Genomic DNA, 13,625 nt, shown 5'->3' with positions numbered 1-13,625 from the left:
GGGAGCACCCGTGACGAGGGCACTGTTCATCATCGACGTGCAGAACGACTTCACCGAGGGCGGCGCGCTGGGCGTGCAGGGAGGTGCGGCCGTCGCCGCAGGCGTGACCGAGCTGCTCGAGAAGCACCGGGACGTCTACAAGGTGGTCGTCGCGTCGCGCGACTGGCATGACGCCGACAACGACAACGGCGGGCACTTCGCGACGGACGACGAGCCCGACTTCGTCGACACGTGGCCCGAGCACTGCGTCGCCGGCAGCGACGGCGCCGAGTACCACCCCGCGTTCGACGCGTCGGTCGTCGACATCCACGTGCGCAAGGGACAGGGCGTGCCGGCGTACTCGATCTTCGAGGGCATCGACGACGACGGGCGACCGGTCGCGCACCACCTCGACGAGCTGGGCATCACCGATGTCGACCTCGTCGGCCTCGCGACCGACTACTGCGTGCGGGCGAGCGGCCTCGACGCCATCGAGCACGGCCGCCACGTACGCGTGTTCACCGACCTCGTGGCGGGCGTCGCCCCGGCGAGCTCGGATGCCGCGCTCGCCGAGCTCGGGCACGCGGGCGCCGAGATCACCGAGTCCACGGTGCTCGACGAGGCGACGGCGTGAGGCAGGTGCGCGCCGACGACGTCCCCACGCTGCACGCCGAGAGCCCCGACGGGGTGCTCATCGCGTATCGCGTGCACGGCGACCTGCACGGCGCAGCGGATGCCTCGCACCCGCCGGTGCTCCTCGTGCACGGCTTCGCCTCGAACGCCGCGGTCACGTGGGAGGGCACCGGCTGGGTGCGGTCGCTCCGCGATGCCCGTCGCGTCGGGATCGACGTCGACCTCCGCGGCCACGGCGACAGCGACAAGCCGGTCGACCCCGACGACTACGCGCCCGAGCGCCTCGGCGGCGACCTCGTGGCGGTGCTCGACTCGGCGGGCGTCGACGTGGTCGACGTGGTCGGCTACTCGATGGGCAACCGCGTGGTGTCGGCGCTCACCGAGCTCGCGCCCGAGCGCGTCCGGCGCGTCGTGATCGGCGGCGCGGGCCCGCACGAGCTCTTCGCCAGCTGGGACCTCGACGACGCGCGCGGCGTGCTCGAGCGAGACGAGCGCGCCCGCAACCCGGTCATCGAGCAGGTGCTGCGCCCGGCGATCGCGGCCGGTGCCGACCGCGAGTCGCTCCTCGCCTGCATCGAGGGGGTCTCGGGCGCGCCGCTCGTGATCCCGGGCGACATCCCGACGCTGTTCGTCGCCGGCGAGGACGACCCGGTGCCCCAGGGCGCGCGCGAGCTCGCGCTCGAATGGGACGCCGACTACGTGTCGATCCCCGGCCGCGACCACGTCTCGACGCTCACCTCCCGCGCCTTCAAGGACGCCGCGCTCGCGTTCCTCGCCTGAGGCGCGCGGCGACCTCGCCCCGTCCCTCCGCGTGCACAACTCCGGATGCCGCGCACGACATGCCGACCGCACGCCCGTCGGTCGCGGCGCGTGGGGCGCGGCATCCGGAATCGCGCCCGACCGTGACCACAGGCGGACCCGTCCTCGCCAAACGACCTCGACGGCCGACTGTCCACCGTTCCTGCGGTCGGCCCGACGCGGCGCCCGCAGTGCGACATGCTCGCTCGCATGCCCGACCCACGCAGCGTCGTCCGCGCCGGTGACGGCGTGCGTACTGCGGCCGACCTCCGCGACGCCGGATTCACCCGGCGGGCGGTCGAGGCCGCCGTCGCCTCCGGAGCGATCGAGCGTGTTCGCCGGGGAGTCTTCGTCGACCCCGGCATGCCGCTCGACCTGAAGCGCGCAGTGCGCGTCGGCGGACGGCTCGCCTGCGTCTCGGCGGCCCGGCTGCACGGTCTCCGCGTCCTCACGCCGCCGTCGCACCTGCACGTCGAGGTCGACCATCACGCCACTCGGCTCCGTCATGCCGACGATGCCGACCGGATGCTACGCGCCGGTGATCCGCACGGCATCCGCCTGCACTGGACTCGCGAGACCGGTGCGGGCGCCATCGTGCCGCTCGAGACGAGCTTGCGGCAGATGCTCGCGTGCGTCCCCGAGCTCGACGCGATCTGCGCACTCGACGCAGCGCGCGAGTGGATCGAGTGGCGGCCCGGCCGGCCCGCGCTGCTCGGCGAGCCCGCCTTCGAGCGGTTCACGGCTTCACTGCCGCCCCACCTTCGTCGCGTCGCGGAGCGGTCGATCACCGGGAGCCAGGCGATCGGCGAGACGGTCGCACGGGAGCGACTGCGCGCGGCGGGCATTCCGGCGCAGGCTCAGGTCAGGCTCCCGGGCGGGTACTGGGCGGATCTGCTCATCGGCGAACGACTGATCTTCGACATCGACGGTGAGACGCCGCACTCGCTGCCCGGCGCGTTCGATCGCGATCGCTCACGCATCGGGTGGCTCGTCGCCATCGGCTACGAATACGTGTCGTTCAGCCATCGGCAGGTGCTGACGCGCTGGGATTCGATCGAGGCCGCGTTGCGCATGCTCCTGAGGCGCGGCGCGCACCGTTGGGACGGCATCGGGGTTCGCCCGGTCGAGTACGACTGAGACACGCTCGTCACGGGCGACGGCGCGCGCAACTCCGGATGCCGCGGTGACACGCCGGGCATCTTCGTCCGCTGCTCGGGCGTGTCCACGTCGGCATCCGGAGTTGCGCACCCGATTCGGGGCGCGGCGCGCGGTCCCGCGCGCGGCGACACGGCCGGGGCGCGGCGACACGGCCGGCGGCGCGCGGCTCGCGGCGCGCGGCTACAGCGTGTGCCCGAGCTTGAAGCCCTTCGCCTCGTCGCCCTTGCGCGTGTACGAGAAGCCGTCGGCGCCGATGGTGACCTCCATCTCGGAGTCGTCGGTGCGGCTGACCACGGGCTGCGGGTTGCCGTCGAGGTCGAGCACGAGCGAGGCCTCCGTGTACCACGACGGCACGACGGGGTTGCCCCACCAGTCGCGGCGCTGGTTGTCGTGCACGTCCCACGTGACGACGGGGTTGTCGGGGTCGCCGGTCCAGTAGTCCTGCGTGTAGATCTCGACGCGGTGCCCGTCGGGGTCCCGCAGGTAGAGGTAGAAGGCGTTCGAGACGCCGTGGCGGCCCGGGCCGCGCTCGATGACGTCCGACATCCGCAGCGCGCCGAGCTTGTCGCAGATCGCGATGATGTTGTGCTTCTCGTGCGTCGAGAAGGCGATGTGGTGCAGGCGGGGTCCGTCGCCGCCGGTCATCGCGGTGTCGTGCACGGTGGGCTTGCGGCGCATCCACGCCGCGTACGTCGTGCCGGCCTGGTCCTGGATGTCCTCCGTCACGCGGAAGCCCAGGTCCTCCATGTACTTCACGGCGCGGGGCACGTCGGGCGTGACCTGGTTGAAGTGGTCGAGGCGCACGAGGCATCCGGGGGTCTGCAGGTCGTAGCGCCAGGCGAGCCGCTCGACGTGCTCGACCTCGTGGAAGAACTCGTAGGGGAAGCCGAGCGGGTCCTCGACGCGCACCGAGTCGCCGATGCCCTTCGCGAACCCCTCGGGGCGACGCTCGACGCGGCATCCGAGCTCGGAGTAGAACGCGACGGCGCGGTCGAGGTCCTCGGGCGTGCGCACGCGGTACGAGAACGCGGCGGCGGCCGCGACCGGGCCCTTGCGCAGCACGAGGTTGTGGTGGATGAACTCCTCGAAGCTGCGCAGGTAGATCGCCTCGTCGTCCTCCTCGGTCACGACGAGCCCGAGCACGTCGACGTAGAACGCGCGCGACGCGGCGAGGTCGGTGACGACGAGATCGAGGTACGCGCAGCGCACGACGTCGGGCGGCGTGGCGGCGGGCGTGGGGATCGGGTTCGACGCGGCGATCGGGTCGGTGTCGGTCACGACGGGCTCGGGGCCGTCTCCGGTGACGACGTGGTCGGTGCTCATGTCAGCGTCCTTGCTTCGCGGGTGGTCGGGTGGCTTCAGGTGGTCGGGTGGCGAGGGTCGAGCGGATGCCGCGGGGCGCGGCATCCGGCTCAGTGCGTGCCGAACCGCGGCGAGTGCGCCTCGTTCAGCGTGATGTGCACCGCCTGCTGGTCGGTGTAGAAGTCGATGGACCGGTAGCCGCCCTCGTGCCCGAGGCCCGACGCCTTGACGCCGCCGAACGGCGTGCGGAGGTCGCGCACGTTGTTCGAGTTCAGCCAGACCATGCCGGCCTCGACGGCCTGGGAGAAGTTGTGCGCGCGCTGCAGGTCGTTGGTCCAGATGTAGGCGGCGAGGCCGTACCTCACGCCGTTGGCGAGCGCGAGCGCCTCCTCGTCGGTGTCGAACGGGGTGATCGCGACGACCGGGCCGAAGATCTCCTCCTGGAAGATCCGTGCGTCGGGCGCGACATCCGCGAACACCGTGGGGGCGACGTAGTTGCCGGTGTCGAGGCCCTCGGGGCGGCCGCCGCCGGCGACGAGGCGGCCCTCGCCCTTGCCGATCTCGACGTACGACATGACCTTGTCGTAGTGCTCGGGGTGCACGAGCGAACCCACCTCGGTGGCGGGGTCGTGCGGGTCGCCGACGACGATGTTGCGCGCCCGCTCGGCATAGCGATCGACGAACTCGTCGTAGATCGGGCGCTCCACGAGGATGCGGCTGCCCGCCGTGCAGCGTTCGCCGTTCAGCGAGAACACGCCGAAGACGGTCGCGTCGAGCGCCTGCTCGAGGTCGGCGTCGGCGAACACGACCGCCGGGCTCTTGCCGCCGAGCTCCATCGACAGGCCCTTCAGGAACGGCGCGGCGTTGCCGAAGATGAGCTGCCCCGTGCGGCTCTCGCCCGTGAACGAGATGAGCGGCACATCCGGATGCTTCACCAGCGCGTCGCCCGCCTCCTCGCCGAGCCCGTTGACCAGGTTGAACACGCCCGCCGGCACGCCCGCCTCGCGGAAGATGTCGGCCCACAGCGACGCGGACAGCGGCGTGAACTCCGCGGGCTTCAGCACCACGGTGTTGCCCGTCGCGAGCGCGGGGGCGAGCTTCCACGACTCGAGCATGAACGGCGTGTTCCACGGCGTGATGAGGCCCGCGACGCCGATGGGCTTGCGGTTCACGTAGTTCACCTGGCGGCCGGGCACCTTGTAGGTGTCGTCGCGCTGGGCGACGATCAGGTCGGCGAAGAACCGGAAGTTCTCGGCCGCGCGCTGCGCCTGGCCCAGCGCCTGCGTGATCGGCAGGCCCGTGTCGAAGGTCTCGAGCTCGGCGAGCCGGGCGTCCTGCGCCTCGACGAGGTCGGCGATGCGGTGCAGCACCCGAGCGCGAGCGCGGGGGAGCATGCGCGGCCACGGCCCGTCGGTGAACGCACGGCGCGCGGCGGCGACCGCGCGGTCGACGTCGGCCCGCTGGCCGGCCGCGGCCTGCACGTAGGGCTCGTTCGTGACCGGATCGAGCACGTCGAACACCTCGCCGCCGATCGAGTCGACGAACTCGCCGTCGATGTAGTGGCGGATGCGGTCGGGCAGGCCCTCGGGGATGTGGTGCGTCATCGTGGTCTCTCTCATCGTGCGGCGGCGGCCGCCGGGGTCGGGTGCTTGTGGGACGCCTGGTAGTCGAGCATCGCGTCGAGCGTCGCGGTGCGGTGGCGGCGCGCGGCGAGCTCGATCTCGAGCGGGTCGGCGCCCTGCTCGATGAGGTCGACGATGCGGTCGTGCTCATCGACGGATTCGCGCGCGCGGCCGGGCACGAAGCTGAACGAGGAGTCGCGCAGCATGCGCATCCGGTTCCAGCCGCGGTGCACGAGGTCGAGGATGTGCGGGTTCGGGCACTCCTCGAACAGCACCGCGTGGAACTCGAGGTTGAGCTCGGTGAACCGGTGCGGGTCGAAGTCGTCGAGCGTGCGACGCATCCGCTCGTTCACCTCACGGGCTCGACGCAGGTGCTGGGCCGTGAGGTACGGCGCCGACAGCGCGGTTGCGGCGCCCTCGACGAGCGAGAGCGTCTGCATGGTGTGCAGGTACTCGGTCTCCTTGATGAGCGCGACCTGCGCGCCCACGTTGCGCTCGAACGTCACGAGTCCCTCGGCCTCGAGGCGGCGGATCGCCTCGCGCACGGGCACGACCGAGACGTCGAGCTCCTTCGCGATCGAGCCGAGCACGAGGCGGTACCCGGGCACGTAGCGTCCGTCGTCGATGCGCTCGCGGATGAATCGGTACGCGAGCTGCGACTTGCTCTCGGCGGTCATCTCGCGGCCGGTCCGGGAGCCTGTCGAGTGGCGGCCTCGTACTGCGCCCGCCATTCGGCATTCATGGGGAAGAGCCCGTCGACGGATGCCCCGGCCGCCACCTGCGCCGCGACCCACTCGTCCTCGGCCTCCTGGGTGGCAGCCTCTCGGGCGACGTCCCACGCGAGGGCCGGCGGGATGACGATGACGCCGTCGCCGTCGCCCACGATCACGTCGCCCGGCTCGACGGCCGCACCGCCGCACGAGATCGCGACGTCGACCTCCCACGGCACGTGCCGGCGGCCGAGCACCGACGGGTGCGGGCCCTGCGAGAACGTCGGGATGTCCATGGCCGCGACGACGTCGAAGTCGCGCGTGCCGCCGTCGGTCACGACGCCGGCCGCGCCGCGCACCTGGGCGCGGAGCGCGAGCACGTCGCCGACGGTGCCGGTGCCGCGCTCGCCGCGCGCGTCGATGACGAGCACCTCGCCCGGGCCGACGGTGTCGAAGGCGACCTTCTGCGCGTTGTAGCCGCCGCCCTTGCGGGCGAACAGGTCGGGCCGGAACGGGATGAACCGCAGCGTGCGGGCGCGTCCGACGACGCGGGCGCCGGCGCGGTTGGCGTGCACGCCCTCGAGGAACACGTCGGTGTACCCGCGCTTGCGGAGCTGCACGCTGAGCGTCGCGGTGCCGACCGACGAGAGCAGCGCGCGCAGCTCGTCGGTGAGCTCGAAGGCGGGCTCGGCGGCATCCATCGACGGCTCGGCCAGGCCGGCCGACTCGGCGTCGCCCCAGGCCTCGATGCGCTGGCGGTCGTCGACCTCGGGCCGCGACCCGAAGTCGCCGAAGGGCACGATGCCGTCGGTGATCGTCGTCACGAGGCGTCCTGAGCTCGGCGCACCTGCGGCATCGGGCGCGTCGACCTCGACCTCGACGACGGCGCCCGGTGCGACCACCGACGACCCCGCGGGCGTGCCGGTGAGGATCACGTCGCCGCGCTCGAGCGTCATGAGCTGCGACAGGTCGGCCACCAGCCGGCCGAAGGGGAAGAGCAGCGTGTCGCTCGTGTCCTCCTGCACGAGCTCGCCGTCGACCCAGGTGCGCACGCGCAGGCGAGCGGGGTCGACGGATGCCGCGTCGATGAGCCGCGGGCCGAGGGGCGTGAACCCGTCGCCGCCCTTCGAGCGCACGTTCGACCCCTTGTCGGCGGCGCGCAGGTCGTAGAGGCCGAAGTCGTTCGCGGCGGTGACGGCGGCGACGTGCCGCCAGCCCTCGTCGGGGGAGACCCGGCGCGCGGGCTCCCCGATGACGAGCGCGATCTCGCCCTCGAAGGCGAGGAGCTCGGTGCCGGCCGGCCGCTCGAGCGTGGAACCCGAGCCGGCGAGCGATGATGACGGCTTGAGGAAGTAGCTCGGCTGGACCGGCGTGCGGCCGCGCTGCGCGGCGCGGGACGGGTAGTTCAGGTGCACGGCGATGACCTTGCCGGGGGTGGCGATGCCGGGGATGCCGGTGCTCATGGACGTCCTCGTCTTTCGATATCCGAAATCATATACGATCTGGCGTCAGCCTGGAAGCGCGGCCGTGGGCGCTCAGTACTCGGAGCGGACCGCAGCGCCCCCGTCGCCGATGAACCGGTCGGCGAGGGCCTCCGACGCGCGGGCGAGGAGCTGCACGTCGGCGCCCACCAGCACGAACGCGGCGCCGGCGTCGAGGTAGCGGTCCGCGGCATCCGGTGCGAACGCGTTGACGCCCACGGGCGTGCCGAGCCCGACGCCGACTCGGATGGCGTGCAGCACCGCGTCGACGACCTCGGGGTGGTCCTGCTGCCCGAGGAATCCCATCGACGCCGCCAGGTCGGCGGGCCCCACGAGGATCCCGTCGACGCCGTCGACGGCGGCGATCTCGGCGACGCGCTCCATCGCGGCGCGCGACTCGACCTGCACGAAGAGCGACACGGTGGACGCCGCGGACGCGAGATAACCCGGCACGCGGTTCCAGCGCGCCGAGCGCGCGAGCGAGCTGCCCACGCCGCGCACGCCCTCGGGCGGATAGCGCACGGCGCGCACGAGATCGGCGGCCTGCTCGGGGGAGTCGACCATGGGGATGAGCAGATTCTGCACGCCGAGGTCGAGGTACTGCTTGATGACGACCGCGTCGCCGAACGGCGGGCGCACGAGCGGCGCCACCGGGTACGCGGCCACGGCCTGCAGCTGCGCCAGGATCGACTCGGGCCCGTTGGGGGAGTGCTCGGCGTCGATGAGCACGACGTCGAGGCCGCTGCCGGCCGCGATCTCGGCGTTCAGCGCGCTGCCCGAGCACACCCACATGCCGGCGAGCGGGCGATCGGATGCCGCGATCCGCTGCGCGAGCGTCGGGGGGAGGGTCATTCGAACCGGCATGTCACCGTTCCCAACTCGCGGTAGTCCGCGTGCACCGTGTCGCCGCGGTGCACCCACATCGGCCGCGTGAACGAGCCCGCGAGGATGATCTCGCCGGCCTCGAGCGCCTGCCCGTGCTGCGCGAGCTTGTTCGCGAGCCAGGCGACGCCCATCGCCGGATGCCCGAGGACGGCCGCGGCGACGCCCGACTCCTCGATCACCTGGTTGCGGGACAGCAGCGCCGAGACCCAGCGCAGGTCGACCGCATCGGGTTTCACGGGCCGGCCGCCCACGACCATCGCGCCCATGGCCGCGTTGTCCGAGATCGTGTCGACGATCGTGCGACCCTCGAGCTCGACGTGCGAGTTCAGGATCTCGAGCGCCGGCACGACGTGGGCGGTCGCGTCGAGCACGTCGAAGATCGTGATGGTCGGCCCCTCGAGCCGGTCGCGCAGCACGAAGGCGAGCTCGACCTCGATGCGCACGTTCGAGAAGCGGTCGAACTCGACGGATGCCCCCGACTCGATCACCATGTCGTCGAAGATCACGCCGTAGTCGGGCTCCGTGATGCCCGTGGCGGCCTGCATGACCTTCGAGGTCAGGCCGATCTTGCGGCCAACGACGCGACGACCTGCAGCGACCCCGCGGTCGGCCCACTCGCGCTGCACGGCATACGCGTCCTCGACGGTCATGCCGGGGTTCCGGGCGGTGAGCAGGGGCACGGTCGTGCGGGTCCGGTCGGCGTCGACGAGCTCGTCGGCGATCGCCGCGATCTGCGATGGGTCGAGCACGTGCGCTCCACTTCGTCGTCGGATGCTGCTGGTGTCGGTGTGCGGCGGTGCTGCGCCGGGCCGTGGCCCCTGCGGACGTCGTCGGATGCCGCTGACGACGCTGGTGCGATCGTATACGATCCGTGGGCGTCGTGTCGCGGCATCCGCTCGGATGCGCCTCAGCGGGTGTTCACCGCGATGATCTCGTGCTGGTACGGTGCGATGACCGAGCCCGAGATGCGGCAGTCGAGCACCAGGAACCGGCGCCCGTCGACGGGCTCCGCCGCCCAGGCCCCCAGGCGGTCGAGGTCGGCGAGCTCGCGCACGACCACGCCCTCGGCGCCGACGGCCGCCCCGAGCGCCGCGAAGTCCACCTCGGGGATGCGCATGGGCGGTTCGGCGTAGCCCTGCAGCCCGTAGAGGTGCACCTCGGCCCCATAGGCCGCGTCGTTCCACACGACGGCGACGCCGCGTCCGCCCGCCGAGCGCACCGCCGTCTCGAGGTCGGCGAGCGCCATCAGGCCGCCGCCGTCACCCGTGGTGAGCACGACCGTCGCGTCGGGCTTCGCCGCTGCGGCGCCCGCGACGCTCGGGAAGCCGAGGCCGATCGACTGGAACGCGGTGCCGACCATGAGCATGCGGTCGGGCGACGCGACCGGCCAGTACATGTTGGCCCAGCCGATGAAGTGCCCGCCGTCGGACACGACGACGCGATCCGCGGGCAGCAGCTCGCCGATGCGCGCCGCGACGGTGCGCGGGTCGAGCCGCCCGTCGCCCGCGACGACGCCCGTGCCGGGATCGCGAGCCCGGAGCGGGGCGAGGTCGATCGACTCGCGCCATCCCGACGGCGTCGCGTCGAGTGCGGCCAGCTCGTGCACGAGCGCCCGGGCCACCACGGCCGCGTCGCCCCGCACGTAGCCGCCGACGTGCGGATGCGTCGCCGCGGGCGCCACGTCCACCTGCACCACGCGGGTGCCGGGCGCGAAGAGGTCGCCGAAGCGCATCGTGAACTGGTTGAGCGACGCTCCGAAGACCACCGCGACGTCGGCCTCGCGCACGAGCGCCATCGCGCCCTCGGCGCCGAAGCCGCCCGTCACGCCGAGGTCGAAGCGCGCATCGGGGAAGACCCCGCGGCCGAGCGCCGTCGACGCGGTGATCGCGCCGGTGGCGTCGGCGAGGTCTCCGAGCGCCCGGCCGGCGCCGGCCAACCAGGCGCCGCGGCCGGCGAGGAGGAACGGGCGCTCCGCCTCGGCGAGCATGCGTGCGAGGCCGGCGACCGCCTGGGTGCCGAACGGGCCGGCTGGGGTGACGGCCGGCGGCAGGACGGGTGACGGGATCTCGGGGAGGTCGCCCGCGTCACGCGCACCGACGTCGTAGGGGATCGCGAGCACGGTCGGCACGCGGTAGGCGAGGGCGTGCTCGATCGCGATGACCGTCGTGGCCGCGGCATCCGTGCGGCCCACCGTGTAGGTTCGGGCGCCGACGGCCGAGGCGAGCGCGATCTGGTCGACGCCCCACGGTCGCGGACCCGACGTCGGCTCGTCGCCGACGACGAGCACGAGCGGCACCTTCGCCTGCACGGCCTCGGCGAGGCCGGTCAGCGTGTTCGTGAAGCCGGCGCCGTAGGTGGCGGTCGCGACGGCGAGCCGGCCCGACGCGCGGAAGTACGCGTCCGCGGCGACGACCGCGGCCTGCTCGTGCCGCACGGCGGTGTAGGCGACGGGGGTGTCGTGGAGCGCGTCGAGGAACGCGGCGTTGCCGTTGCCCATGAGGCCGAAGACGTGGTCGACGTGGGCGGAGACGGCGTGGGCGACGTGCGCGGAGACGGAGGCCATGGCGGGTCCTTCGAGACGATGACGGATGCGGGGTTCCGTATGTGTCTCGCTCGGCCGCCTCGCGGGGGCCGGCTTCGTGCCCATTTTTCGAGCACAGGCGCGCGGGCGCCTGGACGGGACGAGTATACGGCCCGCCCAGGCGTGGCGCGTCGAGGTCAGGCTCGGCGGTTGCTGAGCATCCGCACCAGCCACACGATCACTGCGATCACGAGCAGGACGATGCCCACCCACAGCAGGAAGTTCAGCGACTGCACGAAGCCCCCGGTGAACAGCAGGATGATGGCGATGATGGCGACGATGATCAGGAGGATGTTCATGGAGCTTCCTTCCCTTCGGGATCAGGCGAACATGCCCTCGCACCTGGCCGGGCGACGGTGAGCGCCTCTTGGCGTCACTCGACCACAGTTCGACCGTCCTGTCGAGGGGTTTCCCAGAGTGTCGCGCATGCGATACGCGTCCCGTCGCGCGGTGCAGAATGGGTCGGGTGAAGACGACCCAGCTGCGCAGGTACACGCTCGTCGACGGAGAGTACGAGGCGTTCGTCGAGTGGTGGCGCGACGCGATGCCCGCCGTCCGCCCGCCCGCGGGGTTCACGATCGAGTTCGCCTACGGGCTGCGGGCGTCGAACGAGTTCGTCTGGGCCGTGAGCACGCCCGGCGACCAGCAGGCGTTCCTGCGCCTCGAGGAGGCGTACCTGGCGTCCGACGCCCGCGCCGCCGTCTTCGAGGGCGTCCCGCAGCGCGTCGCGGCGTACGACATCCGGTTCGTCGACGACGAGGAGACCCCGGTCGGCTGACCTCGGCATCCGCTGGCCCTCACGGCCATGCGGGCCCGCGTCGTGCGCCGTCGTGTACACCGCGTGTTCAGGCGTGGGCGCCTATGATCGAGGCATCCCCCGGAACACCGACGGTCGGCGCTGCCCACCCGCGCGTACGGCCCGAGCATGACCACGGCGACGACGCCACGCGCGCGAGCCGGAGAGGAACGACGTGAGCCACGAGTTCGACGCCCGACGCACCGAATGGATCGCCAGGGAGGAGCTCGCCGAGCGGATGATCCCGCTCGTCGGCGGCCTCTACCGGGACCACGGGGTGGTGACCTCGATCCACGGCCGGCGCCTCATCAACCGCTCGGCGATCGAGCTGCTGAAGGCCCATCGCTTCGCACGCCAGGCCGGTGACGAGGAGCTGCCGCTCGCCGACACCATGCGCGTGCTCGAGGCCCTGCGCGAGCTGCGCCCCGGCCCGGCGTCGATCGACGTCGCGCGCCTCGTCGCGCGCTATCGCGAGTCGGGCGAGCGGATGCCGCTCGTCGACTTCCTGCGCGTCGAGCTCGCCCCCGTGCTCGTCTCCGCCGGCGACGACGAACCGGCCGGCACCGATGTCGTGCTGTACGGCTTCGGCCGGATCGGGCGCCTCCTCGCCCGCATCCTCATCGCCCACACGGGCGGCGGCCAGGGCCTTCGCCTGCGCGCGATCGTCGTGCGCAAGGGCTCGGCGAACGACCTCGTGAAGCGCGCAAGCCTGCTGCGCCGCGACTCGGTGCACGGGCCGTTCGCGGGCACCATCGAGGTCGACGAGCAGCGCAACACGATCCTCGCGAATGGCACGCTCATCCAGGTCATCTACTCGAACGACCCGGCGACGATCGACTACACGGCCTACGGCATCCGCGACGCCATCGTCGTCGACAACACGGGCCGCTGGCGCGACGCCGAGGGCCTCGCGCAGCACCTGCAGTCGAAGGGCGTCGCGCGCGTGCTGCTCACGGCACCCGGCAAGGGGGCGATCAAGAACATCGTGCACGGCATCAACCACGGCGACATCGCGCCGTCCGACCGCATCCTCTCCGCGGCGTCCTGCACCACCAACGCGATCACCCCCGTGCTGAAGGCGGTGAACGACGCGTACGGCGTCGTTCGCGGCCACGTCGAGACGGTGCACTCGTTCACGAACGACCAGAACCTCATCGACAACTTCCACGCGGGCGACCGCCGCGGGCGCTCGGCCGCGCTGAACATGGTCATCACCGAGACCGGGGCGGCCAAGGCCGTCGCAAAGGCGCTGCCGGAGTTCGCAGGCAAGCTGACCGGCAGCGCGATCCGCGTGCCCACGCCCGACGTGTCCCTCGCGATCCTCAACCTGCAGCTCGAGCGCCCCACCGACAAGGCCGAGCTCAACCGCTACCTGCGCCAGGTCTCGCTCACGTCGCCGCTGCGCCAGCAGGTCGACTACATCGAGTCGCCCGAGGTGGTGTCGACCGACTTCGTCGGGTCGAACCGGGCCGGCATCGTCGACGGGCTGGCCACGATCGCCGACGGCACCGACGTGGTGCTCTACGTCTGGTACGACAACGAGTACGGCTACAGCTGCCAGGTCGTGCGCGTGATCGAGGCCATGGCGGGCACGCATCCGCTCGTGCTCCCCGAGCGCGAGCCCGTGCTGGTCGAGCGCGAGCTGGTGTCCGCCTCGGTGGTCGAGTAGCCGGCCGCTCG

13 protein-coding genes are annotated in these 13,625 nt (G+C 72.2%); 5 read left to right on the top strand and 8 right to left on the bottom strand.

The genetic code is table 11. The features are described 5' to 3' along the window. Positions 1 to 10: 10 nt before the first annotated feature. From ACWEOH_RS02280 to ACWEOH_RS02270, 3 genes are all read left to right on the top strand, one after another. Entirely contained in the window at positions 11 to 613 is a 603-nt protein-coding gene (locus ACWEOH_RS02280) for an isochorismatase family protein (RefSeq protein ID WP_452027880.1), read from the top strand. After that, a complete protein-coding gene (locus ACWEOH_RS02275; protein ID WP_452027878.1) occupies positions 610 to 1,392 on the top strand; it encodes an alpha/beta fold hydrolase in 783 nt (260 codons plus the stop codon). The genes ACWEOH_RS02280 and ACWEOH_RS02275 overlap by 4 nt, the downstream gene beginning before the upstream one ends. Positions 1,393 to 1,620: 228 nt before the next feature. Continuing rightward, positions 1,621 to 2,547, top strand: coding sequence for a hypothetical protein (locus tag ACWEOH_RS02270; protein ID WP_452027876.1), 927 nt, complete (start codon positions 1,621 to 1,623; stop codon positions 2,545 to 2,547). Between the two features lie 201 nt (positions 2,548 to 2,748). Here the strand turns inward: ACWEOH_RS02270 and hpaD are convergent, their stop codons facing one another. The 8 genes from hpaD to ACWEOH_RS02230 form a co-directional block, all read right to left on the bottom strand. Next, positions 2,749 to 3,891 (bottom strand): 3,4-dihydroxyphenylacetate 2,3-dioxygenase, encoded by a 1,143-nt coding sequence (gene hpaD / locus ACWEOH_RS02265; RefSeq protein WP_148732070.1) that lies wholly within the window; start codon positions 3,889 to 3,891, stop codon positions 2,749 to 2,751. A gap of 89 nt (positions 3,892 to 3,980) precedes the next feature. After that, entirely contained in the window at positions 3,981 to 5,474 is a 1,494-nt protein-coding gene (gene hpaE / locus ACWEOH_RS02260) for a 5-carboxymethyl-2-hydroxymuconate semialdehyde dehydrogenase (RefSeq protein WP_452027874.1), read from the bottom strand. Between the two features lie 11 nt (positions 5,475 to 5,485). Next, positions 5,486 to 6,169, bottom strand: coding sequence for a GntR family transcriptional regulator (locus tag ACWEOH_RS02255; protein WP_452027872.1), 684 nt, complete (start codon positions 6,167 to 6,169; stop codon positions 5,486 to 5,488). After that, entirely contained in the window at positions 6,166 to 7,665 is a 1,500-nt protein-coding gene (locus ACWEOH_RS02250; protein WP_452027870.1) for a fumarylacetoacetate hydrolase family protein, read from the bottom strand. The genes ACWEOH_RS02255 and ACWEOH_RS02250 overlap by 4 nt, the downstream gene beginning before the upstream one ends. Positions 7,666 to 7,737: 72 nt before the next feature. Further along, the gene (locus tag ACWEOH_RS02245; protein ID WP_452027868.1) at positions 7,738 to 8,547 is read right to left on the bottom strand and encodes an HpcH/HpaI aldolase family protein; all 810 of its coding nucleotides are present in this window, start codon (positions 8,545 to 8,547) and stop codon (positions 7,738 to 7,740) included. Further along, positions 8,532 to 9,317: a 2-oxo-hept-4-ene-1,7-dioate hydratase gene (gene hpaH / locus ACWEOH_RS02240; RefSeq protein ID WP_452027866.1), complete on the bottom strand. Its 786-nt coding sequence runs from the start codon at positions 9,315 to 9,317 to the stop codon at positions 8,532 to 8,534. Before hpaH ends, ACWEOH_RS02245 begins: the two co-directional genes overlap by 16 nt. Positions 9,318 to 9,475: 158 nt before the next feature. Then, the gene (locus ACWEOH_RS02235) at positions 9,476 to 11,131 is read right to left on the bottom strand and encodes a thiamine pyrophosphate-binding protein (protein WP_452027864.1); all 1,656 of its coding nucleotides are present in this window, start codon (positions 11,129 to 11,131) and stop codon (positions 9,476 to 9,478) included. Positions 11,132 to 11,286: 155 nt separating this feature from the next. Further along, the gene (locus ACWEOH_RS02230) at positions 11,287 to 11,448 is read right to left on the bottom strand and encodes a hypothetical protein (protein WP_452027863.1); all 162 of its coding nucleotides are present in this window, start codon (positions 11,446 to 11,448) and stop codon (positions 11,287 to 11,289) included. Between the two features lie 167 nt (positions 11,449 to 11,615). Here ACWEOH_RS02230 and ACWEOH_RS02225 point away from each other — a divergent pair, with 167 nt between their 5' ends. After that, positions 11,616 to 11,927: a hypothetical protein gene (locus ACWEOH_RS02225; protein ID WP_452027861.1), complete on the top strand. Its 312-nt coding sequence runs from the start codon at positions 11,616 to 11,618 to the stop codon at positions 11,925 to 11,927. A gap of 193 nt (positions 11,928 to 12,120) precedes the next feature. Further along, positions 12,121 to 13,614, top strand: a complete 1,494-nt coding sequence (locus ACWEOH_RS02220) for a glyceraldehyde-3-phosphate dehydrogenase (RefSeq protein WP_452027859.1) — start codon at positions 12,121 to 12,123, stop codon at positions 13,612 to 13,614. Positions 13,615 to 13,625: the final 11 nt, after the last annotated feature.

It is taken from the genome of Agromyces sp. NPDC004153 (genome assembly GCF_053603635.1).
This window is presented reverse-complemented; position numbering and strand designations above follow the sequence as displayed.